The sequence below is a fragment of the Streptomyces sp. NPDC012466 genome (genome assembly GCF_042955215.1).
Classification (GTDB): domain Bacteria; phylum Actinomycetota; class Actinomycetes; order Streptomycetales; family Streptomycetaceae; genus Streptomyces.
On record NZ_JBIBEQ010000002.1, the window covers coordinates 428,330 to 451,369 of the forward strand.

Genomic DNA, 23,040 nt, shown 5'->3' on the forward strand with positions numbered 1-23,040 from the left:
GCCATTCGTGTGCGACCCCTTGACCGCCCCCACACCCCCTCCTATGGTCGCTGACCGCAGGACGTAGGACGTCGTATCTCCCCTGCCGGCCCCTTCCCCCCAGACCCTCGCTGGAGGACCCGTGCGCGACGTGACCCCCGACGTGCCGGCACTGCACCGCCGGTCGTTCCTGAAGTACACCGGCGCGCTGGGCGCGACCGCCGCCGTCTCCACGTCGCTGTCGGCCTGTTCGTCCGGGCCGGAGTCCACCAACGACACCGGCACCGGCGGTGGCCGGGAGCGGACGCTCACCGCGGTCATCGGCTACGGCAACGACGGCAGCTGGGACCCCACCCAGACGGCGTCCGCGTTCTGCATGGCCGCCAACCACCACGTCTACGAGGGCCTGCTGGACACGGATCCGATCTCCCGGGAACCGTACGCGGCGCTGGCGACCGAGGTGCCGGAGGACCCGGACAGCACGTCATGGAGGTTCGCGCTGCGGGCGGGCGCGACGTTCCACGACGGCAGGCCCGTCACCGCCGACGACGTGGTGTTCGTCTTCCGGCGGATCCTCGACCCGGACACCCAGACCCTCGCCAAGGGCTTCTTCGCGAGCTGGCTGAAGGAGGTCCGGAAGATCGACGCGCAGAACGTCGAGCTGGTGCTCAAGTTCCCGTTCCCGGACGGCCTTTCGCGGCTCACGCTCGCCAAGATCATGCCGAGGCACGTGTACGCGAAGCCGGGAGGCTGGGACGACGCCCTCAAGGGCAAGGCGATCGGCTCGGGGCCGTACCGGCAGACCGCGCACCACCCGAAGTCGAACACGATCTTCGAGGCCTTCGACGGCTACAACGGCCCCCGCAAGCCCGCCTTCCGGAAGATGAACTGGCTGACCATCGTGGACGCGGCACCCCGGGTCGCCAAGATCTCCGGGTCGAGCGCGGGCGCGCAGATCGCGGACAACATCCCGTACGCCAACATCGGGCAGTTGGAGAGCGGCGGGCTGACGGTCGCCGGCGGGGCCGGGATGAACAACCTGTTCCTGATGTTCAACACCAGGCACAAGCCCTTCGACGACGTGCGGGTGCGCCAGGCCCTGCACTACGCCATCGACACCGAGAAGATGGTGGAGGTGGCCCTCAAGGGCCATGGGAAACCGTCGAGTTCCTTCCTCGACGAGGCCAACCCGTCCTACCGCCGGGCGAAGACGGTCTACGACTACGACCCCGACAAGGCGAAGGCCCTGCTGAAGGCCGCCGGGGTCAAGGGGCTGAGCGTCGACATCCTCGCCGTGAACGTCAGCTGGATCGTCGACTGCCTGCCCACCGTCAAGGCGTCCTGGGACGCGATCGGGGTGAAGACGACCCTGTCCCCGCAGGAGACCACGGCCGTCTTCACGAAGATGGACCAGAAGCAGGACTACCAGGTCGTGGCCGCCGCCTCGAACCCCAACCAGTTCGGCGTCGACGCCGATCTGATCATGCGGTACAACCACGGCCCCGAGAACCTGTGGATGCGGTACACGCGGTGGGCCTCCGACCCGGTCGCCAGGCAGCTCTTCAAGGACATGGACCGGGCCACCCGGGAGCCCGACCCGGAGAAGAAGAAGACGATGGTCCAGGACTACATCGACGTCGTCGCCGAACAGGCCGTGCTCTACCCGGTCGTCCACAACGAGCTCATGACCGCCTGGGACCCGGCACGGCTCAGCGGGATAAGGGCGCAGCCCTACCCGGGCATCAACCTCCTTCGGGCCAAGTGGGCCTAGCGCCGTGACGGCCGTCCTGCGGATCCTGCTCCGCCGTGTCGTCCTGCTCGTGCCGCTGATGCTCGGCATCGTGCTGTTCGTGTTCCTGGTGATGCGGTTCTCGGACGTCGACCCGGCGTCGGCGTTCTTCCAGGGCGCCAACCCGACGCCGCGGCAGTTGCACGACTTCCGCGAGGAACACGGCCTGCTGGATCCGCTGCCGGTGCGCTACGCCGGCTTCGTCGCCGATCTGCTCCACGGCGACCTGGGCACCAGCGCGCTGACCCGGGCGCCGGTGCTCGACCAGGTCGCCACCGCGCTGCCGCTCACCCTCCAGCTGACGTTCCTCGGTCTGGGCATCGCGGTCGTGCTGTCCCTCCTGGGCGGCGTGACCGCGGCGATCCACCGGGACCGGCTGCCCGACCAGATCATCCGGGTGGTGTCCCTGACCGGTGTCGCGGCGCCCGGCTTCTGGCTGGCACTGCTGATGATCCAGTACCTGGCGGTCGACCTGGGCTGGTTCCCGACCGGCGGTTACATCAACCCGGCCGACTCCCTCACCGGCTGGCTGAAGACGATGACCCTGCCGGCGTTCGCGCTGTCGCTTCCGGTGGCGGCGCAGCTGACCCGGATCGTGCGCACGGCCGTGGTGGAGGAGCTGGACAAGGACTACGTGCGGACGGCGATCGGGAGCGGGCTGCCGCCGCGGGTGGTCGTGGGGCGCAACGTGCTGCGCAACGCGCTCGTCACCCCGCTCACCGTGCTCGGTCTGCGCGTCGGCTATCTGCTGGGCGGCGCGGTCGTCATCGAGACGATCTTCTCGCTGCCCGGCATGGGCAAGCTGATGATCGACGCCGTGAAGAACGGCGATCCGGCCGTGGTGCAGGGCGTGGTGCTGACCACGGCGGCCGGGTTCGTCGTGGTGAACCTGGTCATCGACGTCCTGTACCTGCTGGTCAACCCGCGATTGAGGGATGCGCCCCCATGATGAGCCGCATGATGACCCGCAAGGGCCTGGCCGAGGCGCTGTCCCGGCCCGGTGTCCGGCTGCGCGGCCCGCGCGGGCTGCCGGTGCCGTCGAGGATCGCCGTCTGCTTCCTGGCGGGCGTGGCCGTGATGGCGCTGTGCGCGCCGCTCCTCGCCCCGCACGACCCGCTCGACCAGCAGTCGCCGGCGGACGGCACCGGGCATCCGTCGGCCGGGCACTGGATGGGTCAGGACAGCCTCGGCCGGGACATTCTGAGCCGGCTGATGTACGGGGCGCGCTGGTCGCTGGCGATCGGGCTCGGCGCGACCGGTCTCGCCCTGGTGGCCGGCGCGCTGCTCGGGGCGATCGCGGCGACCTCCCGCAAGGCGGTGGACGAGACGCTGATGCGCTGCCTGGACATCGTGATGGCGTTCCCGGGGATCGCGCTGGCCGCCGTGCTGGTGGCGGTGTTCGGCGGGGGCATCACGGTGCTGATCTGCGCGATCGCGTTCCTGTTCACGCCGCCGGTGGCGCGGGTGGTCCGGGCGAACGTCCTCGACCAGTACGGCGAGGACTATGTGACGGCGGAACGGGTGATCGGCGCCCGGACTCCGCACATCGTGCTGAGGCACGTGGCGGTCAACTGCGCCGCGCCGGTGCTGGTGTTCTGCACGGTGCAGGTCGCCGAGGCCGTCGTGTTCGAGGCGTCCCTGTCGTTCATCGGGGCGGGCGTACGGCCGCCGGACCCGTCCTGGGGCAGTGTCATCGCGGACGGCAAGAACATGGTGCTGACCGGCGGCTGGTGGGCCACGGTGTTCCCCGGGCTGCTGATGCTGGTCACCGTGCTGTCGCTGAACATCCTGTCCGAGGGCGTGTCCGACACGTGGGCGGCCCCGTCGGCGCGGGAGGCCGACACGCCCGGCGATGATCCGGTGGAGGCGCCGGAGCCCGGCAGCGGGGAGGTCGTGCAGCTGCCCGGGCTGGCGGAGGCGGCCCGGCGGCTGCGGGCCCGGGCCCGTCCGCTGCCCCGGGGCGGGCAGCCGGTGCTCGCGGTGGAGAACCTCACGATCGGCTTCGACGAGCGGCACGGCGGCGTCGACATCGTGGACGGCGTCAGCTTCGAGGTGCGTCCCGGGGAGGTGCTCGGGCTGGTCGGCGAGTCGGGTTGCGGCAAGTCCCTGACCGCGTTGGCGATCATGGGCCTGCCGCCGAAGGGGGCGCGGATCGGCGGCCGGGTCCGTTTCCACCGGCGGGACCTGCTCGCCGAGCCGATGCGCGTACGCCGCGGGCTGCTCGGCCACGAGATGGCGATGATCTACCAGGACGCCCTGTCGTCGCTGAACCCGGCGATGACCATCAACGCCCAGCTGAAGCAGGTCGTGCGACGCGGCGGGCACCGGAGCCCCGCCGAACTGCTGACGATGGTGGGCCTCGACCCGGGGCGCACCCTGCGCAGCTACCCGCACGAACTGTCCGGCGGGCAGCGCCAACGCGTGCTCATCGCCATGGCCCTGTCGCGCGACCCCCAGCTGATCGTCGCCGACGAGCCGACGACCGCCCTGGACGTGACCGTGCAGGCGCAGGTCATGGAGCTGCTGCTGCGGCTGCGCGAGGAGCTCGGCTTCGCGCTGATCCTCGTCTCGCACGACCTGGCGCTGGTCGCGGACGTCACCGACCGGGTGGTGGTGATGTACGGCGGGCAGATCGTGGAGACGGGCGTGACCGCCGACCTGGTGGAGGCCCCGGCCCACCACTACACGCGCGGCCTGCTCGGCAGCGTGCTGTCGCTGGAGTCGGGGCAGGAGCGGATGACGCAGATCAGGGGCGTCGTGCCGTCCCCGGCCGACTTCCCCGCGGGGTGCCGCTTCGCCGGCCGCTGCCCGCGCGCGAGCGGCGTCTGCCGGACGACGGCCCCCGTCCTGGCCGGCATGCCGGAGCACACGGCGGCCTGCCATCACCCGGCGACGGAGCTCGCGGCCACCGAGAGCGAGGCGGTGTCGTGAACGATCCGGCCCGGCCGTCCGGTTCCGCCCTGATGGAGCTGTCCGGCGCCCACGTCGTCCACAAGGCCCGCAGCGGCGGCCTCTTCACCCGCGACCGGGTGTACGCCCTGACCGGCGCCGACCTGATGATCGCGCCCGGCGAGACCGTCGGCGTGGTCGGTGAGTCGGGCTGCGGCAAGTCGACGCTGGCGAAGGTGCTGGTGGGGGTGGAGCGGCCGACGCTGGGGACGGTGTCGTTCCGGGGCAGGGACCTGTGGGCGATGCCGCCCGCCGAGCGCCGCCGGACCGTCGGCGGCAGCATCGGCATGATCTTCCAGGACCCGTCGACGGCCCTGAACCGCCGCCTGACCGTCCGGCAGATCCTGCGGGACCCGCTGGACGTGCACGACCGGGGCACTCGCGGGCAACGCGACGAGAGGGTCAGGGAGTTGATGTCCCTGGTCGGCCTCCCGCGGGCCCTCACCGACGCCCTGCCCGGCCGGCTCTCGGGCGGGCAGCGCCAGCGCGTGGCGATCGCCCGGGCCCTTGCCCTGGAGCCGGACCTGGTCGTGGCCGACGAGCCGACGAGCGCCCTGGACGTGTCGGTCCGGGCCCAGATCCTCAACCTCCTGCTGGACCTGAAGGAACGCCTCGGCCTGGCGCTGGTGTTCGTCTCGCACGACATCCAGACGGTACGGCGGATGAGCGACCGCGTGATCACCATGTATCTGGGCCGGATCGTGGAGGAGTCCCCGGCCGCCCTGGTCACCGACCGGGCCCGGCACCCGTACACCCGTGCCCTGTTCTCCGCCACGCCCGGCCTGCTCGACCCGATCGACCCGATCCCGCTGGCCGGTCCGGTCCCGTCGGCGACCCGGCCGCCGAGCGGCTGCCCGTTCCGCACCCGCTGCTGGAAGGCGGACGGCACGTGCGCGGACGAGATGCCGGGCTTCTCCGCCGCGTCGGCACCCGCGCACCGCTTCCGCTGCCACCATCCTGTCCGGGAGGACGAGTCGACCCGCGACCTCGTCCACCGACGCGACCCGATGGAGGCGCCATGACCTTCGCCCCGCTGACCGGTGTCATCCCGCCCGTCTGCACGCCCCTGACACCGGACGGCGAGGTGGACGTCCCCTCACTGCTCGGACTCGTCGACCATCTGCTGGCCGGCGGGGTGCACGGACTGTTCGTGCTCGGCTCCACCTCGGAGGCCGCGTATCTCCCCGACCGGCAGCGCAGGCTGGTCGTCGAGTCGGTCACCGGCCATGTGGGCGGGCAGCTGCCGGTGCTGGCCGGGGCGATCGACATGACGACGCCCCGGGTCCTGGACCATGTCGCGTCGGTGACGGCGGCGGGCGCGGACGCGGTCGTCGTCACCGCCCCGTTCTACGCCCGGACCCACCCGGCGGAGATCGCCCGCCACTATCGCGCGGTCGCCGCCGCGAGCCCGGTCCCGGTGATCGCCTACGACCTTCCCGTCGCCGTGCACACGAAGCTGCCGGCCGACGTGGTGCTGGAGCTGGCCGCCGACGGTGTCGTGGCCGGGCTCAAGGACTCCAGCGGTGACCTGGCCGCCTTCCGCCAGGTCGTGACCGGCGTCCGGGAACGCCAGGGCATCACCGGTTTCAGTGTGCTGACCGGCTCCGAGCTGATCGTCGACGCGGCCCTCGCGATCGGCGCGGACGGTACGGTGCCGGGCCTCGGCAACGTCGACCCGCACGGCTACGTCCGCCTGGACCGCCTGTGCCGCGCCGGGGACTGGGACGCGGCCCGTGCCGAACAGGAGCGCCTGTGCGCGCTGTTCGGCATGGTGACCGTCGGCGACCCGGCCCGGATGGGCCCGAACTCCTCGGCGATCGGCGCCTTCAAGGCCGCCCTGCACCTGCGGGGCGTGATCGGCTGCCCGGCGACGGCGCAGCCGCAGACCCCGCTGTCGCCGGAGGAGGTGGAGCGGGTGGGGAAGTACCTGGCGGCGGCCGGGCTGCTCTAGAGGGTGTCCTTCAGACGCTCCCCGGCGTCACCATCCCCGACTCGTACGCGACGATGACCAGCTGCGCCCGGTCCCGTGCCGCCAGTTTGCCCATGATGCGGCTGACGTGGGTCTTGGCGGTGAGCGGGCTCAGACCCAGCGCGTCCGCGATCTCGGTGTTGTTGAGGCCGCGCGCGACCAGCGCGAGCACCTCCCGCTCCCGGCCGGACAGGCACTCGGGCCCGCCGGTCTCCGGTGCGCAGGGGCTGCGCAGGAACCGCTCGATCAGCCGTGCCGTGGGCCCGGGCGACAGCAGGGACTCCCCGGCCGCGACCGTGCGGATGGCGTCGAGGAGTTCGGCCGGCCTGGTGTCCTTCACCAGGAACCCGGAGGCACCGGCGCGCAGGGCGTCGACGATGTTCTCGTCGGTGTCGTACGTGGTGAGGACGAGCACCCGCACGCCCGCGAGGTCCTCGTCGGCGGCGATGAGCCGGGTCGCCTCGATGCCGTCGAGGTCGGGCATGCGGATGTCCATCACCACGAGGTCGGCGCGTGCGCTGCGGGCCAGTTCGACGGCCTGCCTCCCGGTGGCGGCCTGGGCGACGACCTCCATGTCCGGGGCCGACTCCACGAGCATCGCGAACGCCTCCCGCACCAGGGTCTGGTCGTCCGCGAGCAGCACCCGTATGGTCATCCGGTCCTCTCCCCCGTCGTGGCCAGCGGCAGGACCGCGGTCACCTCGAATCCGCCCCCGGTGCGCGGTCCGGCGTCGAGTGTGCCACCGACGCTGCGGGCCCGCTCGCGCATGCCGACGAGCCCGAAGCCCGGGGTTCCGCCCGGGGCCGGTCCGGTGCCGCCGTCGCGGACCGACAGGTGCAGGGCGCCGTCCCGCTCCTCCAGCTCGACCCGGACGGCCGGTTCGGGCCCCGCGTGCCGTACCGCGTTCGTCAGGGCCTCCTGCACGATGCGGTAGGCGGCGGCGCCGACGGCGGGCGGTGCCTGCCGTATCCGCACGGTCTGCTCGACCCGGGCTCCGGCGAGCCGCGCGGCCTCAGCCAGGTCGGGCAGCCCGTCGAGGCCGGGCAGCGGGCCGCGGGCGTCCGGGGGGCCGTGCTCGCGCAGCACCTCCAGGGTCGTACGGAGTTCACCGCGGGCGCTGCGGCAGGTCTCGGCGATGTCGTCGAGGGCCTTGGCGACCGTCTCCCGGTCGAGCCGCTCCGGGTCGGCGGACAGCACGTGGGCGGCGACGGAGGTCTGCACCCCGATGAGGGTGATGCTGTGGGCGAGCAGGTCGTGCAGGTCCCGGGCGATCCGCAGCCGCTCCTCGGCGACCCGCCGCCGGGCCTCCTCCTCACGGGTGCGTTCGGCACGTTCGGCGCGCTCCACGATCGAGGCGACGTACTGGCGGTAGACGCGCACGTCGACACCGCAGAACAGCACGGCGACGACCCAGCCCGATATCCGGAGAACCTCCAGCGCCTCGTGCATGCTGACGGTGAGCATCACGCCGACCGAGAGGCTGATGACCCCGACTCCGACCAGGACGGTGCGCAGCGGGCGGCCGGTGACGGCCACGGTGTAGAGCGCGATGTACGTCGCCGGGGTCGGCGCGGTGTGGGTGTTGTCCAGGGCGTGGTACGGCCCGACACAGACCACGACCGCGAGCAGCACGAGCAGAGGCCGCCGGCGCCGCCACGCGATCGGCACGTTGCAGGCGACCAGCAGCGTCCAGCCCAGCGCGTCGGGCCTGCGCCCGTCGTCGACGAGCAGGGCCAGGGCGATGGCGAGCACGGCGGCGGCAAGGGCGAGCAGCGCGTCGTTGCGGGCGGCGTGCGGGGCGGTCAGTGGGTCGCGGTTGATCGCGGCCATGATCCGCTCCGCGGACCGCGACCAGGTCGCCGGCGGGGTGGTGGATTCCTGCACGGGCATCATCCTCGGCCAGGAAGGCGCCCCTCCGGGAGGGGAGGGGCGCCGTCGGTCAGCGGGCGTCGGCGGACACGGGCTTCCGCTCCGTCGGCGGAACCGTCCGCTCCGGCGCCCGGGAGAGCCTGCCCGGCCACCAGACCCGGCGCTTCAGCAGCACGCTCGCCGTGGTCACCAGGTACGTCCGCACCAGGAACGTGTCGAGCAGCACCCCGACCGCGATCACGAACCCGAGCTCGACCAGCCCCACCATCGGCAGGGTGGTCAGCACCGCGAACGTCGCCGCGAGCACGACCCCCGCGGAGGCGATGACCCCACCGGTCGTCCGCAGAGCGGTGAGCGCCGCCGCCTCCGGCTCGGCACCCCGTACGGACTCCTCCCGCATCCGGTGCATCAGGAAGATCCCGTAGTCCACCCCGAGGGCGACCAGGAACACGAAGGACAGCAGCCCGAGCCCGGGATCGTTTCCGGCGAAGCCGAACAACGGCTCGAACACCAGCCCGCCGATGCCGAGGGCCGCTCCCCACACCGCGACCACCGCCGCCAGCAGCAGCAACGGCGCGACGAGACTGCGCAACAGCCCGACCAGGATGACGAACACCGCGGCCAGTACCAGCGGCACGATCACCTTCCGGTCCCGCGACTCGCCGTGGACCAGATCGATCTGCTGGGCGCTGGGCCCGCCGACGTACGCGCCCTGGGGGTCGAGCCCCGTCCGCAGCGCCTCGATGGTCCGGGTCTCGGCCGGAGTCTCGGGGGCCGCGGTGGTGAAGACGGCGATCTCGGTCCAGCCCGAGCCGGTGCGCCCGGTCGCCGCCTCGGCGACGCCGTCGGTCGTGCGGGCCCGCTCCAGCACCGCCCCGGCCCGTTCCTCGGGTGCGACGACCGTCACGGGCCGGCTGCTGCGCTCGGGATACTCCGCCGCCAGCGTCCGCATCGCGGTGATCGACTCGGGCCGCTCGGTGAAGGAGTCCTCCTGCTTCAGGCTGCCGGACAGGTTCAGGGTGCCGAGGGCGAGGGCACCGAGCAGCGCGGCCCCTCCCACGAGCACGGTGGCGGGCCGGCGCGTCGCCGAGGTGCCCATGGCGGCGAACAGCGATCGCCGGGCCTTCGGCTCGCTGCCGAAGGCGGGGATCAGCGGCCAGAAGACCCGCCGCCCCAGCAGCACCAGAACCGCCGGCAGCAGGGTCGTCATGGCGACCAGCGCGGCGAGCACCCCGGCCATGCCGACCGGTCCCATGCCGCTGCTGCTGTTGAGGTCCGCGGCGAGCAGGCACAGCAGCCCGGCCGCGACGGTCCCCGAGGAGGCGAGGACGGCCGGTCCGCAGCCGCGCAGGGCGGCACGCATGGCGTCGTGGGGCCGCTCGTGGCGCCGCAGTTCCTCGCGGTAGCGGGAGACGATCAGCAGCGCGTAGTCGGTGCCGGCGCCGAGGACCAGCACGGTCATCACACCGCCGCTCTGTCCGGTGACGGTGACGTCGAACAGTTCGTGCAGCCCGTACCCGGCGGCCATCGCCACGGCGGCGGCCACCCCCGCCACGGCGAGCGGCACCAGCCACAGGAAGGGACTGCGGTAGATGAGGATGAGCAGCACGGTGACGACGCCGAGCGTGGCGAGCAGCAGTGTGGCGTCGAGCGTCCCGAACACCTTGTTCATGTCGGTGTTGAGCGCGCCGGGCCCGCCGACCTCGGCGCTCAGCCCGCCGCCGCCCTCGACGATGTCGCGCACCCCGTCGACGAAGGCGTCCCGGGCCTCCTCGTCCTGGCCCGGCTGGGTGCTGGAGACCGGGTACATCAGGGTGGAGCCGTCCTTCGACGGAACGCCCCGCGGCTCCCCGGCCAGGTCGTAGGCGCCGCTCACCTCGGCGATCTGCTCGCGGGCGGTGCGCCGGTCGGCGCCGGTCAGACCACCGTCCCGGTGGTAGACGAGCACCAGGTCGGTCGCCTCGCCGCCCGGCAACTCGTCCTGGACGCGCGCCACCTGGGTCGAGTCGGCACTGTCGGGCAGGTAGTCGACCGCGCGGTTCTGCTGGATGTCGGCGAACTTGCCCGCGAGCGGCCCGACCAGCACGAGCGCGGCGAGCCACAGCCCGACCACCACCCAGGGCACCGCCCGCCTCCGCCCGGTACGCGTCCTTACGGCCCCCATGTGTCCGGCTCCCTCCGGTCGGGTGTCTGGATCGGTCTCCAGACTCCCGTCGGCCGGGGGCCGTTTCGTCGGGCGTGAGGTCGAGCCGGGGGCTACTGCCGGGGGTGGTCCCGGCCGCGTGTTACTCCCCGGGGAGTACGTGGGGCGTGCCCCTACGAAGGCGTGCGCGCCGCCGCTGCCAGCAGCCGGGTCACGTCGTCGGAGCAGATGGTGAGCGCCGCACCCACCGTCGCCAGCACATCGCGCTCGGCCGGGGTGTACGGCGCGTCCGCGAGGGCGATGCGGGCGCCCTGGAGCAGGATCGATTCGCGGCCGACGGTGGCGAGGTGCGGGGCGAGCGGGTCCAGGGCCTCGTGGAGCTCTATGGCGAGCCCGGCACCACAGGGTCCGCCGGTGATCCGGCCGGTGTCGGCCTCCAGCGCCTCGACGAGGGCGGCCAGCTGTTCCTCGGTGCAGTCGTCGAAGCCGGCCGCGCGCACGGCGAGCACGGCGGCCTCCAGTGCCGTACGGGAACCGGCGCCGCCCGCGGCCAGTACAGCGAGGGCGACCGTGTGCACGGCGTCGCGGAGCATCGCGGAGAAGCGGGTGGTGGTGGGGTGGTCGAGGACGTCCGTGCCGAAGTGGCGGCGGCAGGCGGCGCACTCCACGACCGGGCCGGTCTCGCCGCGCGGCAGCACGGGCAGGCCGAGCAGGGTGAAGCGGCGCTGTCCGGTCAGCCGCTGGTAGTTGCGGTCGCCGCCGCAGCCGGGGCAGAAGAACTCCCCGTCACCGGCGGCCGTCCACGCGGTGCGGGTGCCCAGGATGCGCGAACACCTGGCGGCATGACCGTTTCGTCCCCGTCCTGGCAGCACGTCGCACCTCCGTCACGCCGCGCGGCAACGTCGCCGCGCTTGCGTGATGTTAGCCACATCGGAGACGAGGAGTCAGCACCCCGGAGGAGACCTTTCCGTGACCTCCACAGCAAATGGCCGGTATACGACGGGGCTCCGTCCGCCGTACATCGGCGGACGGAGCCCCGTCGGCGTCCCTGAGCGGCCTTCGGACGCAGACCCGTACGGCTGGTCAGCGAGCCGCGCGGTTGACGGCCGAGACGACCGCCTTCAGCGAGGCCCGCGTCGTGTTGGCGTCGATTCCGATGCCCCACAGGACCTTGTCGCCGATCGCGCACTCGATGTAGGAGGCGGCCTGCGCGGAGGCGCCCTCGCTCATCGTGTGCTCCTGGTAGTCCAGCAGGCGTACGTCGACGCCGACGGACTGCAGGGCGTCGAAGAAGGCCGAGATCGGACCGTTGCCGGAACCGGTCAGGACGGTGTCCTGGCCGTCGACCGTGGCCTCCACCTTCAGCGTGTCCACGCCGTCGGTGTCGGTCGTCGACTGGTTGTTCTTGACCTGGATCCGGCCCCACGGGTTCTCGGGGTTGGGCAGGTACTCGTCCTGGAAGACCGACCAGATGTCCTTCGGCGTGACCTCGCCGCCCTCGGCGTCCGTCTTCGCCTGGATGAGCTTGGAGAACTCGATCTGCATCCGGCGCGGCAGGTCCAGCTTGTGGTCGTTCTTCAGGACGTAGGCGATACCGCCCTTGCCGGACTGCGAGTTGACCCGGATGACCGCCTCGTAGGAGCGGCCGACGTCCTTGGGGTCGATCGGCAGGTAGGGGACGGCCCACTCGATGTCGTCGACGGTGACGCCCCGGGCGGCCGCGTCGGCCTCCATGGCGTCGAAGCCCTTCTTGATGGCGTCCTGGTGGGAGCCGGAGAAGGACGTGTAGACCAGGTCGCCCACGTACGGGTGGCGCGGGTGGACCTCCATCTGGTTGCAGTACTCCCACGTGCGACGGATCTCGTCGATGTCGGAGAAGTCGATCTGCGGGTCGACGCCCTGGGAGAACAGGTTCATGCCCAGGGTGACCAGGTCGACGTTGCCGGTGCGCTCGCCCTGCCCGAACAGGCAGCCCTCGACGCGGTCGGCGCCGGCCATCAGGGCCAGCTCGGCGGCGGCGACGGCGGTGCCGCGGTCGTTGTGCGGGTGGATCGACAGGCAGACGTGCTCGCGGCGGGAGAGGTTGCGGCCCATCCACTCGAAGCGGTCGGCGTGCGTGGAGGGCGTGGAACGCTCCACGGTGGCGGGCAGGTTCAGGATGATCTCGCGGCCCGGGCCGGGCTGCCAGACGTCCATGACCGCCTCGCAGACCTCCAGCGCGAAGTCCAGTTCGGTGTCGGTGAAGATCTCGGGGCTGTACTGGTAGCCGAACTCGGTCTCGGGGCCCAGCAGCTTCTCCGCGTACTCCATGACCAGGCGCGTGCCGTCGACGGCGATCTGCTTGATGTCGTCCCTGGAGCCGCGGAAGACGACCCGGCGGAAGACCGGCGCCGTGGCGTTGTACAGGTGGACCGTGGCGCGCTTGGCGCCCTTCAGGGACTCCACCGTGCGCTCGATCAGGTCCTCGCGGGCCTGGGTCAGTACGGAGATGGTGACGTCGTCGGGGATGGCCCCGGGCTCCTCGATGATGGAGCGCACGAAGTCGAAGTCGGTCTGGCCGGAGGCCGGGAAGCCGACCTCGATCTCCTTGTAGCCCATCTTGACCAGCAGGTCGAACATGGCGCGCTTGCGGGCCGGCGACATGGGGTCGATCAGGGCCTGGTTGCCGTCGCGCAGGTCGGTGGAGAGCCAGCGGGGGGCGGTGGTGACGCGGTTCTGCGGCCAGGTGCGGTCCGGGATGTCGACCTGCTCGTAGCGGCCGTACTTGTGGATCGGCATGGAACTGGGCTGCTGGCGGTTCGCCATGATGCGGGGGCTCCTCAAGGGGTGTCCGGAAGGACGGCCGACGACGCAGCACCAAGCTCCGCGGGGAGGGAGTCGGCCTCGACTACAGGCCCTCGCCGCGGCAGCTAAGGAGAAGCAGCCCGAAACGCATGATGCGCAGCATGCTAGCCGAGCCTCTCCCGGCGCGTGGGGTCGTATCAGTATGCGGGACCCGGCGCACATACGGGACAAAAAGTGCGCTATACCACTCCACCACGGAGCGTGAGCGACATTGTCCCGGTATTTCACCAATCATGGTGGCGGCTAGTGACAGTCTCGTCACTCAGTGCAAGGGTGCCGGGCATGACGACTCACGGGGGCTTCGAGCCCGTCTTCTGCACCATCGTTCCGCCGCATGTCCTCGACCGGCTCGCCCAGGCAGAGGACCCCGCGCTCGCCGGTCCCGCCCGCCGCACCCTGCAGCGCGACGCCTTCGAGCGCACCCAGCGCCGCCTGACCACGGTCATCGGCGCCACCGCCGTCGCCGCGGTCGCCGACGGCAAGCCGCGGCGCACCGTCCACGACGCCCGGCACGGCACCGACCTGCCCGGCCACAAGGTCCGCGGCGAGGGCGACAGGCCCGGCAAGGACGCCACCGTCAACCGCGCCTACGCGGGTCTCGGCGCCACCTTCGAGCTGTTCCTCCAGGCCTACCGGCGCGACTCGATCGACGGGAACGGCCTTCCACTGAACGCGACGGTGCACTACGACCGCGACTACAACAACGCGTTCTGGAACGGCGAGCAGATGGTCTTCGGCGACGGGGACGGGGAGATCTTCCTCGACTTCACCATCCCGATCGACGTGATCGGCCACGAACTCGCGCACGGCGTCACGCAGTACACGGCCAACCTCACCTACTTCGGCCAGCCGGGCGCGCTCAACGAGTCCCTGTCGGACGTCTTCGGCGCCCTGATCAAGCAGTACACGCTCGGCCAGACCGCCGCCGAGGCCGACTGGCTGATCGGTGCCGGGCTGCTCGCCCCGAGGGTGACGGGCACGGCCCTGCGCTCCATGAAGGAGCCGGGCACGGCGTACGACGACGACGTCCTCGGCAAGGACCCGCAGCCGGCCACGATGGACGACTTCGTGCGCACCGGCCGCGACAACGGCGGTGTGCACATCAACTCGGGCATCCCGAACCATGCCTTCTACCTCGCGGCCACCGCCCTCGGCGGTCACGCCTGGGAGCGGGCCGGGCAGGTCTGGTACGACGTCCTCACGAGCGGTCGCCTGACGCAGCAGGCGTTGTTCACCGACTTCGCCACGCTCACCGTCGAGGCCGCCCGGGAGCGCTTCGGCGACGGGGAGGAACTGGACGCCGTGTCGAAGGCCTGGGAGCGGGTCGGGGTGCGGACCCTGTAGTTCCGTACTAGACAGGTGGCATGCGGATTCAGGTGAGGCGCACGGGTGGTTTCGCGGGCATCGAGCGGCACGCGGAGGTGGACACCTCGGGCCGGCCCGATGCCTCCGAGTGGCACGCCCTGGCCGGGCAGGCGGTCGCCGCCGGCCGGAGCACGCCGCCGGTCGGGGTGCCGGACGGCTTCAGCTACCAGCTCACGGTGGACGGGAAGACCGTGTACTGCGCGGATCCCCGGCTGACGGAGGAGCAGCGCAAGCTGATCTCGCGGGTGCTGAAGGAAGGGGCGTAACGGCTCCTTCCCGCCCGGCCGTTGACTTCCGTTACCGCCGGTACGGATGATCCAGCGCATGGCGACTGACGCAGGCACTGCGATCCCCCGTTTCCCCGACGGCTTCCTCTGGGGCGTGTCCACCTCGGCGCACCAGATCGAGGGCGCCGCGGACGAGCGCGAGGCGTCCGTGTGGGACGCGTTCACGGCGGAACCGGGACGGGTGAAGGACGGCTCGACGGCGGCGGTGGCCTGCGACCACGTCCACCGCCACCGCGAGGACGTGGCACTCTTGGCCGGCCTCGGCGTGAACGCCTACCGCTTCTCGGTCTCCTGGCCGCGCGTGCGCTCCGAGAAGGGCCTGGACTTCTACGACCGGCTGGTGGACGACCTGTGCGCGGCCGGCGTCCGCCCGGTGCCGACGCTGTTCCACTGGGACCTGCCGGCGGACCTGGACTGGCTGGAGCGGGACACGGCCGAACGTTTCGCCGAGCACGTGTCGCTGGTCGCGGACCGCCTGGCCGACCGTGTGACGAAGTGGATCACCCTGAACGAACCCGCCGAGCACACCCTGCTGGGTCACGCCCTGGGCGTGCACGCGCCGGGGAAGCGGCTGCTGTTCGACGCGCTGCCGGCCGCCCACCACCAGCTGCTCGCCCACGGCCTGGCCGTCCGGGCTTTGCGCGCCTCGGGCGCCGGGGACATCGGCATCGCCAACTCGCACGGCCCGACCTGGGCGGCGTCGACCGAGGCGGCGGACGTGGAGGCGGCCGAGTTCTACGACCTGCTGCTGAACCGCCTGTTCGCGGACCCGCTGCTGCTGGGCCGGTACCCGGACGGCATCGGCGAGCTGATGCCGGGAGACGTGGCGGCCGACCTGAAAGTGATCGCCGAGCCGCTCGACTGGTACGGGATCAACTACTACGCGCCGACCAGGGTGGGTGCCCCGCAGGGCGCGGAGATCGAGTTCGGCGGGGTCACGATGCCCGCCGAACTGCCCTTCTCCGTCCGGGAGATCGAGGGCCACCCGGTCACCGACTTCGGCTGGCCGGTCGTGCCCGAGGGCCTCACCGAACTGCTCACCACCTTCCGCGACCGCTACGGCGACCGGCTCCCGCCCGTCGTCATCACCGAGAACGGCTGCTCGTACCCGGGCGTCGACGACCAGGACCGCATCGCCTACCTGGACGGCCATGTGCGGGCCCTGCACCGGGCGGTGGAGGCGGGCGTCGACGTGCGCGGCTACTTCGTGTGGTCCCTGCTCGACAACTTCGAGTGGGCGGAGGGCTACGCACGCCGTTTCGGCCTGGTCCACGTCGACTTCGGCACCCTGGAGCGGACCCCGAAGGCGTCGTACCACTGGTACCGGGAGCTGCTGCGGGCGCAGGCGCCTACGGCTTGATGCCCACCCCGGTCCACAGGCTGACCTCGGCGTCCGTCGGGGCGTCGCCCTCGGCGGGGCCGGGCCGCCAGCGGTGGCCCACGGTGACGCCCGGCTCCAGCAGGTCCAGGCCCTCGAAGAAGCGGACGACGTCCTGCTGCGAGCGGAACTGCACCGGCGTGCCGGCCGAGGTGTAGATGTCGGTGACTTTCTGCCAGGTCGACGGGTCGAAGTCGGGCGTGCAGTGGCTCAGCGCCAGGGCGCTGCCCGAGGGCAGCACGTCCAGCAGGCGGCGCACGATGCCGTAGGGGTCCTGGGCGTCGGTGACGAAGTGCATCAGGGCGTTGAGGGAGAGCGCCACCGGGCGGTCCAGGTCCAGGACCTCGGCCAGCTCGGGTGCGTTCAGCAGCGACTGCGGGTCGTTGACGTCGGCCTCGATGTACGTGGTGCGGCCCTCGGAGGTGCTGCGCATCAGGCGCTCGGCGTACTTGAGGACGAGCGGGTCGTTGTCGGCGTAGACCACCCGGGCGTCGGGCACCACGGACTGGGCGACCTGGTGCAGGTTGGGCTCGGTGGGGATGCCGGTGCCGATGTCCAGCCACTGGCGGATGCCGTGCTCGCGGGCGAGGACCCGGGTGGCGCGGTGCATGAAGGCCCGGTTCTCGCGGGCGCACACGAAGATGGCCGGGTAGACCTCGGCGACCCGCTCGGCCGCCTGCTTGTCGACCTCGAAGTGGTCCTTGCCGCCGAGGTAGTAGTCGTACATGCGGGCGGAGTGCGGCCTGCTGGTGTCGATGTCCCGCGCGGCCTGCGAGTTGCTCATGTGGTGCCTCTCAGTGGGGGGTGGTGGTGCGGTCCGGCCCGGTGGAGAGCTTCAGCGGGCCGTCAGGTGGTCGGCGAGGCCCTGCTTGACCCCCGCGACGAACGCGGTGATCTCCTCGGAGGTGTAGATCAGCGCGGGACCGGCGGGGTCGGTCGACTGGCGCATCGCCACCCGGCCGTCGGCGAGTTGCTTCGTCTCCACGCACTGTCCCCCGTTGGGACCGCTCCAAGGGCGCTCCCAGCCCTGGTCCCCGAGGTCCGACGCGGGCATCCCGTTGTAGACGGCGCCCTCGGCGATGGTCATGAGTACTCCTTCCGCATGCGGTTCAACAGCGCCCTGCTGTCCGCGGACGAGGTCTTCAGCGACAGCCGGTTGTGCGCCTCCAGATGGGCCACGACGTCCGCTCGCTGGTCGAGGTAGACGGACGCGGAGAGGATCTCGCTGTAGACGATGTCGGGCAGCTCCCGCTCCTCGAACCGGAAGTAGGTGAAGGGCGCACAGGCCCCGACGTGGGCGCCCGCGGCGAACGGCACGATGTCGACGCTGACGTGCTCCAGCTCGGACACCTCCAGGAGCCGGTCGATCTGGTCCCGCATCACCTCCGGGCCGCCCACCACCCGGTGCAGGACGGCCTCCTCCATCACCACCCACAGCGTGGGCGCGTCCGGCCTGGTGAGCAGGCTCTGGCGGCGCAGCCGCAGCTCCACGCGCCGGTCGAGGTCGTCCTCGCCGTCGTTCGGGAAACCGCCGCGCAGCACGGCGCGGGCGTACCCGGGCGTCTGGAGCAGGCCCGTGACGTACTGCGGTTCATAGGTGCGCAGCGTTCTCGCGCCGGTCTCCAGGCTCACGTAGGCGGTGAACCAGGACGGCATCACATCGCGGTACGGGTGCCACCAGCCGGGCTGGTTGGCCCGCTCGGCCAGGGTGACGAACTCGTCGATCTCCTGCCGCCCGGCACCGTAGGTCTCCAGCAGCTTCTCGACGTAGAGGATCTTCAGGCCGACCTCGGCCTTCTCCAGGCGCCGGATGGTCAGCGGTGTGACGCGCAGGGCATTGGCCGCGTCGTCGAGGGACAGGCCCGCGTGCTGCCGGGCCTCCTGGAGCCTGCGGCCCAGGATCATGCGCAGGACGGTGGGGGCGCCGGCGCCGGTGCCGGATCGCGCGTCGCTCACGCCGTGCCTCCTGAAGGGTCGTCACCGCCGCTTGCCCGGCAGGGGGTTGACCCTTCACCGGATCAGTTCCGCCCGGGGCGATACCGTCCTTCTGAAATTATCAGGGAGATGGTTGCAGCGTGAACTGCTCTACGAGCATAGTTACTTGTGTGACCAGGGTTCCGGAAGTATCAACTCCCCGTTCCGGCCGGTCCGTTGTCCGCTCGACCCTTCCTTGACTTCGCCCACCCCCCACGGAAGGCGATCGCCGTGTCCCCCCACACGACATCCACTCCCCGGTTCCTGGACGCGGTGCGCCCGGGCCGCACCGACTGGCTGGAGCTGCCGGCGCAGCGGACCAGTGTCAGAGCCGCCCGTCATGCCCTGAACGCGCGGCTGGCCTCGTGGCAGGTGCCCGAGGAGGTGTGCGCGAACGCCGTGCTGCTCGTGTCCGAGCTGGTCACCAACGCCGTGCTGCACACGCTCGGCGAGCGCGTCCTGTGCGGCGTGCAGCTGGTGACGGACGCGCGCTTCCGGCTGGAGGTGCACGACGGTGACCGCACGGGCCGCCGGATCCCGGACCGCCGCCCCGGCCTGGACGACGAGGGCGGCCGCGGCCTGCTGCTCGTACGGGAGATGGCCGACAGCTGGGGCATCACCCGCTCGGCCCTCACGGGCGGCAACGCGGTGTGGGCGAGCCTGCGGACGGCCTTGTAGCGAGCCGCGGGTTCTCAGAAGCCCAGTTTGCGCAACTGCCGGGGATCCCGCTGCCAGTCCTTGGCCACCTTCACGTGCAGGTCGAGGAAGACCGGCGTGCCCAGCAGCGCCTCGATCTGCTTGCGGGACTTGATGCCGACCTCTTTCAGGCGCTTGCCCTTGGGGCCGATGACGATGCCCTTCTGGCTGGGGCGCTCGATGTAGACGAAGGCGTGGATGTCGAGGAGGGGCTTGTCGGCGGGGCGGTCCTCGCGCGGGAGCATCTCCTCGACGACGACCGCGATGGAGTGCGGCAGCTCGTCGCGGACGCCCTCCAGCGCGGCCTCGCGGATCAGCTCCGCGATCATGACCTGCTCGGGCTCGTCGGTCAGGTCGCCCTCGGGGTAGAGCGCGGGGCCCTCGGGCAGCAGGGGGACGAGCAGGTCGGCCAGCAGACCCACCTGCTGGTCGGCGACGGCCGAGACCGGCACGATCTCGGCCCACTCGAAGCCCAGCTCCTTGCCGAGCTGGTCGATGGCGATCAGCTGCTCGGCGAGCGCCTTGCTGTCCACGAGGTCGGTCTTGGTGACGATGGCGATCTTCGGCGTCTTCTTGATGGACGCCAGTTCCTTCGCGATGAAGCGGTCGCCGGGACCGAGCTTCTCGTTCGCCGGCAGACAGAAGCCGATCACGTCGACCTCGGCCCACGTGGTGCGCACGACGTCGTTGAGCCGCTCGCCCAGCAGCGTGCGCGGCTTGTGCAGCCCCGGGGTGTCGACCAGGATCAGCTGGGCGTCCGGGCGGTGCACGATGCCCCGCACGGTGTGCCGCGTCGTCTGCGGCTGGTTCGCCGTGATCGCCACCTTCTGGCCGACCAGAGCATTCGTGAGGGTGGACTTGCCCGCGTTGGGACGGCCCACGAAGCAGGCGAAGCCGGCCCTGTGGACAGCTCCGGCCGGCTCTTCGGATGACTGGGTACGAACGCTCATGGCGCCCATTGTCCCTGATCCACGAAGCCGCCCTGTACCGGACACCTCCGGTGAGCTCCTCGAAACCCTTACGCAACGAAACGTCACGGAAACATACCCGTACGCAACCGGAAACGCGGGGCGGTGACCCTCTACGAGCCCCCGGAGCCCCCACCCGTTGGAGACACCGTGCCTCTGGCCGCCGCAACCGCCGATACCGGCGACACCGCCTGGCTGCTCGCCGCCACCGCCCTCGTCCTGCTCATGACGCCGGGCCTGGCCCTCTTCTACGGCGGCATGGTCCGCACGAAGAGCGTGCTCAACATGCTGATGATGAGCTTCGTGTCCATCGCCCTGGTGACGGTGGTGTGGTTGGCGGCCGGTTACTCCCTGGCCTTCGGCGAGGACGCGGCGGGCGGACTCATCGGCGGGCTCGACCACGCCGGGATGAGCGGCCTCGGCCCGGACAGCGTCCAGGGCACGGTCCCCACGGTGCTGTTCGCCACCTTCCAGCTCACCTTCGCGATCGTCACGGCCGCTCTGGTCAGCGGCGCGATCGCCGACCGGGCGAAGTTCGGGGCGTGGCTGGTCTTCGTGCCGGTGTGGGCGCTGTTCGTATACGTTCCGGTCGCGCACTGGGTGTGGGGTCCGGGCGGCTGGATCCTGGAGCGGCTGGGTGCGCTGGACTTCGCCGGCGGGCTGCCCGTGGAGATCGTCTCCGGCGCCTCGGGACTGGCGTTGTGCCTGGTCCTGGGCCCGCGCCTGGGCTTCAAGAAGGACGCCATGCGCCCGCACAACCTGCCCATGGTGATGCTGGGGGCCGGTCTGCTCTGGTTCGGCTGGTTCGGCTTCAACGCCGGCTCCGCCCTCGGCGCCAACGGCCTCGCGGCCGCCGCGTTCCTCAACACCCTCGCCGCGGGCTGCACCGGACTGCTGGGCTGGCTCTTCGTGGAGCAGAAGCGCGACGGCCACCCCACGACCCTGGGCGCCGCGTCCGGCGCGGTCGCGGGCCTGGTCGCCATCACCCCCTCCTGCGGATCCGTCTCCCTGCTCGGCGCGCTGGTCGTGGGCCTGGCCGCCGGCGTCGTCTGCTCGTACGCCGTGAGCTGGAAGTTCAAGCTGAACTACGACGACTCCCTGGACGTCGTCGGCGTCCACCTGGTCGGCGGCGTCATCGGCACGCTCCTCATCGGCGTCTTCGCCGTCGAGTCGATGACCGGCGGCGCCGAGGGCCTCCTCTACGGCGGCGGCCTCGGTCAGCTCGGCAAGCAGCTGCTGGCCGTGGTCGTGGTGGCGGTGTACGCGTTCGGCGTGACGTACGGCATCGGCAGGCTGATCGACACCACGATGGGCTTCCGTGCCGACGAGGAGCAGGAGCAGACCGGCCTGGACCTTACGGTGCACGCCGAGACGGCCTACGATCACGGGGTCCTGGGCCACGGCGCCCCGGTCTCCTCCTCCGTCGTCTCCCCCGCCCAGAAGGTCACCCCCCAGGCATGAAGCTCATCACCGCGATCGTCAAGCCGTACCGCCTCGACGAGGTCAAGAACGCCCTGCTGGAACTCGGCGTGCACGGCCTGACCGTGAGCGAGGCCAGCGGCTACGGCCGGCAGCGCGGCCACACCGAGGTGTACCGCGGCGCCGAGTACCAGGTCGACCTGGTGCCCAAGGTCCGCATCGAGGTCGTCGTCGAGGACGCGGTCGCCGAGGACGTCATCGACGCGGTCGTGAAGGCCGCGCACACCGGCAAGATCGGCGACGGCAAGGTGTGGGCGCTGCCCGTCGACACGGTCGTGCGGGTGCGGACGGGCGAGCGCGGCCCCGACGCGCTCTGACGCCGGGACCGCGCCGCCTCGGTCTCAGTCGAACACGAACGGGCCCGGTGACTGCGGCCCGGTCGCCGTGCAGGTGATGGTGATGCCGAAGACGGTCATCCTCAGCGAGCCGCCGAAGGCCTCCAGGCTGTCGCCGGAGGCCACGGTGCCGCTGAGGGGGCCGACCTCGACGGGGGCTCCGGCGGCCGTCGCCGGGTTCTCCGTGCCGGTGAAGTCGACGGTTCCGCCGCCGCTCTTCACCAGGGTGAGGGTGGACGAGATCGAGTCCTCTCCCAGCGCGATGGGCGCCGTGATCGCGGAGGACTTGACCGTGAGGGTGGCGGCGGTGCCGTCCTGCGTGGCCGTGAGCGTGGCCTCGCCGCTGCCGAAGCCGCCGCAGTCCGCGCTGATCGTCGCCGTCTGGGGGGTGACGGCGAGGGCCGCGGGGGCGAAGGCGAGGCCGGTGACCGCGAGGGCCCCGGCCGCCAGTGCCGCACCTGCTCCGATTCGCTTGCATCTCATGGGATTCCGGCTCCCTTTCCGTGTGGGGGGACCGCTCGGCAGGTGAGTGCGGGCACGCTGCGCGAGAACCGGACCTGACGGTCCGTCGGAACTTGCGGTTCCATTGATGCGCGTGGGGCACGAGGCGGCAAGGTCGAAAACTGGCCTCATTACCGCCGGTCACATCGAAGTTCAGCCGGCGGTGACGGTGGTCCGGACCGTCCCGTCCGGCCCGGCCACCAGGACCGGCGTCTCGCCGCTGCCCAGGTCCCGTACCGCCGCCAGGTCCTCCGCGGACGCGGTCTCCGCCTCCGTCACGACCGCGGCCGCCTCCAGCGAGCGGGCGCCCGAGGCCACCGCCATCGCCACCGCCGTCCGCAGGGCACTGAGCTTCAGGGAGTCGAGGGCCACGGTGCCCGCGACATAGGTGCGTCCGGTCTCGTCCCGTACGGCCGCGCCCTCGGGCACGCCGTTGCGGGCCCGCGCGGAACGGGCCAGGGTGACGATCTTGCGGTCCTCGGGGTCGAGCGCGCTGCTGTCGGTCATGATCCGAG

General features: G+C 71.6%; 22 protein-coding genes. 11 read left to right on the forward strand and 11 right to left on the reverse strand.

Annotated features, from left to right (window positions below; all coding sequences use genetic code 11):
* The first annotated feature begins 121 nt into the window (after positions 1-121).
* Genes ACFY9E_RS09460 through ACFY9E_RS09480 form a run of 5 tightly spaced genes read left to right on the forward strand, consistent with a single transcriptional unit; the run spans position 122 to position 6,668 of the window.
* Positions 122-1,750, forward strand: coding sequence for an ABC transporter substrate-binding protein (locus ACFY9E_RS09460; RefSeq protein WP_390981022.1), 1,629 nt, complete (start codon positions 122-124; stop codon positions 1,748-1,750).
* Between the two features lie 4 nt (positions 1,751-1,754).
* Positions 1,755-2,717, forward strand: a complete 963-nt coding sequence (locus ACFY9E_RS09465) for an ABC transporter permease subunit (protein ID WP_390981024.1) — start codon at positions 1,755-1,757, stop codon at positions 2,715-2,717.
* Between the two features lie 8 nt (positions 2,718-2,725).
* Positions 2,726-4,699 carry an oligopeptide/dipeptide ABC transporter ATP-binding protein gene (locus tag ACFY9E_RS09470; RefSeq protein ID WP_390981026.1) on the forward strand — a complete coding sequence of 658 codons (1,974 nt, stop codon included), beginning with the start codon at positions 2,726-2,728 and terminating at the stop codon, positions 4,697-4,699.
* Between the two features lie 32 nt (positions 4,700-4,731).
* Positions 4,732-5,739 carry an oligopeptide/dipeptide ABC transporter ATP-binding protein gene (locus tag ACFY9E_RS09475; RefSeq protein ID WP_390982029.1) on the forward strand — a complete coding sequence of 336 codons (1,008 nt, stop codon included), beginning with the start codon at positions 4,732-4,734 and terminating at the stop codon, positions 5,737-5,739.
* Positions 5,736-6,668: a dihydrodipicolinate synthase family protein gene (locus tag ACFY9E_RS09480; RefSeq protein WP_390981028.1), complete on the forward strand. Its 933-nt coding sequence runs from the start codon at positions 5,736-5,738 to the stop codon at positions 6,666-6,668. Before ACFY9E_RS09475 ends, ACFY9E_RS09480 begins: the two co-directional genes overlap by 4 nt.
* Positions 6,669-6,678: 10 nt before the next feature.
* Here ACFY9E_RS09480 and ACFY9E_RS09485 read toward each other — a convergent pair whose 3' ends face one another.
* The 5 genes from ACFY9E_RS09485 to leuA all read right to left on the reverse strand — a co-directional run bounded on the left by ACFY9E_RS09485 (position 6,679) and on the right by leuA (position 13,503).
* Positions 6,679-7,341: a response regulator gene (locus tag ACFY9E_RS09485; RefSeq protein ID WP_390981030.1), complete on the reverse strand. Its 663-nt coding sequence runs from the start codon at positions 7,339-7,341 to the stop codon at positions 6,679-6,681.
* Positions 7,338-8,579 carry a histidine kinase gene (locus ACFY9E_RS09490; RefSeq protein WP_390981032.1) on the reverse strand — a complete coding sequence of 414 codons (1,242 nt, stop codon included), beginning with the start codon at positions 8,577-8,579 and terminating at the stop codon, positions 7,338-7,340. The genes ACFY9E_RS09485 and ACFY9E_RS09490 overlap by 4 nt, the downstream gene beginning before the upstream one ends.
* A gap of 46 nt (positions 8,580-8,625) precedes the next feature.
* A complete protein-coding gene (locus ACFY9E_RS09495; RefSeq protein WP_390981034.1) occupies positions 8,626-10,719 on the reverse strand; it encodes an MMPL family transporter in 2,094 nt (697 codons plus the stop codon).
* Between the two features lie 152 nt (positions 10,720-10,871).
* On the reverse strand, positions 10,872-11,570 hold the full coding sequence (locus ACFY9E_RS09500) for a TerB family tellurite resistance protein (protein WP_283971229.1): 699 nt from the start codon (positions 11,568-11,570) through the stop codon (positions 10,872-10,874).
* A 211-nt stretch (positions 11,571-11,781) separates the two neighbouring features.
* On the reverse strand, positions 11,782-13,503 hold the full coding sequence (leuA, locus tag ACFY9E_RS09505; RefSeq protein WP_390981036.1) for a 2-isopropylmalate synthase: 1,722 nt from the start codon (positions 13,501-13,503) through the stop codon (positions 11,782-11,784).
* A 321-nt stretch (positions 13,504-13,824) separates the two neighbouring features.
* On the opposite strand from leuA, the gene ACFY9E_RS09510 reads away from it, so the two are divergent.
* From ACFY9E_RS09510 to ACFY9E_RS09520, 3 genes are read left to right on the forward strand one after another with little or no spacing between them, the layout of a single operon-like run.
* Positions 13,825-14,886, forward strand: coding sequence for a M4 family metallopeptidase (locus ACFY9E_RS09510; RefSeq protein WP_390981038.1), 1,062 nt, complete (start codon positions 13,825-13,827; stop codon positions 14,884-14,886).
* A gap of 20 nt (positions 14,887-14,906) precedes the next feature.
* The gene (locus tag ACFY9E_RS09515) at positions 14,907-15,173 is read left to right on the forward strand and encodes a protealysin inhibitor emfourin (protein WP_390981040.1); all 267 of its coding nucleotides are present in this window, start codon (positions 14,907-14,909) and stop codon (positions 15,171-15,173) included.
* A gap of 46 nt (positions 15,174-15,219) precedes the next feature.
* Complete coding sequence (locus ACFY9E_RS09520) at positions 15,220-16,554, forward strand: GH1 family beta-glucosidase (protein ID WP_390981042.1); 1,335 nt, start codon at positions 15,220-15,222, stop codon at positions 16,552-16,554.
* Here the strand turns inward: ACFY9E_RS09520 and ACFY9E_RS09525 are convergent.
* From ACFY9E_RS09525 to ACFY9E_RS09535, 3 genes are read right to left on the reverse strand one after another with little or no spacing between them, the layout of a single operon-like run.
* Positions 16,544-17,356 carry an SAM-dependent methyltransferase gene (locus ACFY9E_RS09525; protein WP_390981043.1) on the reverse strand — a complete coding sequence of 271 codons (813 nt, stop codon included), beginning with the start codon at positions 17,354-17,356 and terminating at the stop codon, positions 16,544-16,546. The genes ACFY9E_RS09520 and ACFY9E_RS09525 overlap by 11 nt on opposite strands.
* A gap of 51 nt (positions 17,357-17,407) precedes the next feature.
* A complete protein-coding gene (locus ACFY9E_RS09530; RefSeq protein ID WP_390981045.1) occupies positions 17,408-17,659 on the reverse strand; it encodes a DUF397 domain-containing protein in 252 nt (83 codons plus the stop codon).
* Positions 17,656-18,528: a Scr1 family TA system antitoxin-like transcriptional regulator gene (locus ACFY9E_RS09535; RefSeq protein WP_390981047.1), complete on the reverse strand. Its 873-nt coding sequence runs from the start codon at positions 18,526-18,528 to the stop codon at positions 17,656-17,658. The genes ACFY9E_RS09530 and ACFY9E_RS09535 overlap by 4 nt, the downstream gene beginning before the upstream one ends.
* Positions 18,529-18,777: 249 nt before the next feature.
* On the opposite strand from ACFY9E_RS09535, the gene ACFY9E_RS09540 reads away from it, so the two are divergent.
* Positions 18,778-19,224, forward strand: coding sequence for an ATP-binding protein (locus ACFY9E_RS09540; protein ID WP_390981049.1), 447 nt, complete (start codon positions 18,778-18,780; stop codon positions 19,222-19,224).
* A gap of 14 nt (positions 19,225-19,238) precedes the next feature.
* Here ACFY9E_RS09540 and era read toward each other — a convergent pair whose 3' ends face one another.
* Positions 19,239-20,201: a GTPase Era gene (gene era / locus ACFY9E_RS09545; protein WP_390981051.1), complete on the reverse strand. Its 963-nt coding sequence runs from the start codon at positions 20,199-20,201 to the stop codon at positions 19,239-19,241.
* Between the two features lie 159 nt (positions 20,202-20,360).
* Between era and ACFY9E_RS09550 the strand changes: the two genes are divergently transcribed.
* The gene (locus ACFY9E_RS09550) at positions 20,361-21,671 is read left to right on the forward strand and encodes an ammonium transporter (RefSeq protein WP_390981053.1); all 1,311 of its coding nucleotides are present in this window, start codon (positions 20,361-20,363) and stop codon (positions 21,669-21,671) included.
* A complete protein-coding gene (locus ACFY9E_RS09555) occupies positions 21,668-22,006 on the forward strand; it encodes a P-II family nitrogen regulator (protein ID WP_390981054.1) in 339 nt (112 codons plus the stop codon). Before ACFY9E_RS09550 ends, ACFY9E_RS09555 begins: the two co-directional genes overlap by 4 nt.
* A 24-nt stretch (positions 22,007-22,030) precedes the next feature.
* Here the strand turns inward: ACFY9E_RS09555 and ACFY9E_RS09560 are convergent, their stop codons facing one another.
* Positions 22,031-22,507 (reverse strand): hypothetical protein, encoded by a 477-nt coding sequence (locus ACFY9E_RS09560; RefSeq protein ID WP_390981056.1) that lies wholly within the window; start codon positions 22,505-22,507, stop codon positions 22,031-22,033.
* A 171-nt stretch (positions 22,508-22,678) separates the two neighbouring features.
* Positions 22,679-23,032, reverse strand: coding sequence for a cytidine deaminase (locus ACFY9E_RS09565; protein WP_390981058.1), 354 nt, complete (start codon positions 23,030-23,032; stop codon positions 22,679-22,681).
* Between the last annotated feature and the right edge of the window lie 8 nt (positions 23,033-23,040).

Excerpts from the sequence above, each read along its gene's own strand:
- ACFY9E_RS09530 (WP_390981045.1), bottom strand. The coding sequence starts at position 17,659 with ATGACCATCGCCGAGGGCGCCGTCTACAACGGGATGCCCGCGTCGGAC.
- leuA (WP_390981036.1), bottom strand. The coding sequence starts at position 13,503 with ATGGCGAACCGCCAGCAGCCCAGTTCCATGCCGATCCACAAGTACGGC.
- ACFY9E_RS09475 (WP_390982029.1), top strand. The coding sequence starts at position 4,732 with ATGGAGCTGTCCGGCGCCCACGTCGTCCACAAGGCCCGCAGCGGCGGC.
- ACFY9E_RS09480 (WP_390981028.1), top strand. The coding sequence starts at position 5,736 with ATGACCTTCGCCCCGCTGACCGGTGTCATCCCGCCCGTCTGCACGCCC.
- ACFY9E_RS09485 (WP_390981030.1), bottom strand. The coding sequence starts at position 7,341 with ATGACCATACGGGTGCTGCTCGCGGACGACCAGACCCTGGTGCGGGAG.
- ACFY9E_RS09555 (WP_390981054.1), top strand. The coding sequence starts at position 21,668 with ATGAAGCTCATCACCGCGATCGTCAAGCCGTACCGCCTCGACGAGGTC.
- ACFY9E_RS09510 (WP_390981038.1), top strand. The coding sequence starts at position 13,825 with ATGACGACTCACGGGGGCTTCGAGCCCGTCTTCTGCACCATCGTTCCG.
- era (WP_390981051.1), bottom strand. The coding sequence starts at position 20,201 with ATGGGCGCCATGAGCGTTCGTACCCAGTCATCCGAAGAGCCGGCCGGA.
- ACFY9E_RS09525 (WP_390981043.1), bottom strand. The coding sequence starts at position 17,356 with ATGAGCAACTCGCAGGCCGCGCGGGACATCGACACCAGCAGGCCGCAC.
- ACFY9E_RS09515 (WP_390981040.1), top strand. The coding sequence starts at position 14,907 with ATGCGGATTCAGGTGAGGCGCACGGGTGGTTTCGCGGGCATCGAGCGG.
- ACFY9E_RS09490 (WP_390981032.1), bottom strand. The coding sequence starts at position 8,579 with ATGATGCCCGTGCAGGAATCCACCACCCCGCCGGCGACCTGGTCGCGG.
- ACFY9E_RS09470 (WP_390981026.1), top strand. The coding sequence starts at position 2,726 with ATGATGACCCGCAAGGGCCTGGCCGAGGCGCTGTCCCGGCCCGGTGTC.
- ACFY9E_RS09495 (WP_390981034.1), bottom strand. The coding sequence starts at position 10,719 with ATGGGGGCCGTAAGGACGCGTACCGGGCGGAGGCGGGCGGTGCCCTGG.
- ACFY9E_RS09520 (WP_390981042.1), top strand. The coding sequence starts at position 15,220 with ATGATCCAGCGCATGGCGACTGACGCAGGCACTGCGATCCCCCGTTTC.
- ACFY9E_RS09560 (WP_390981056.1), bottom strand. The coding sequence starts at position 22,507 with ATGAGATGCAAGCGAATCGGAGCAGGTGCGGCACTGGCGGCCGGGGCC.
- ACFY9E_RS09565 (WP_390981058.1), bottom strand. The coding sequence starts at position 23,032 with ATGACCGACAGCAGCGCGCTCGACCCCGAGGACCGCAAGATCGTCACC.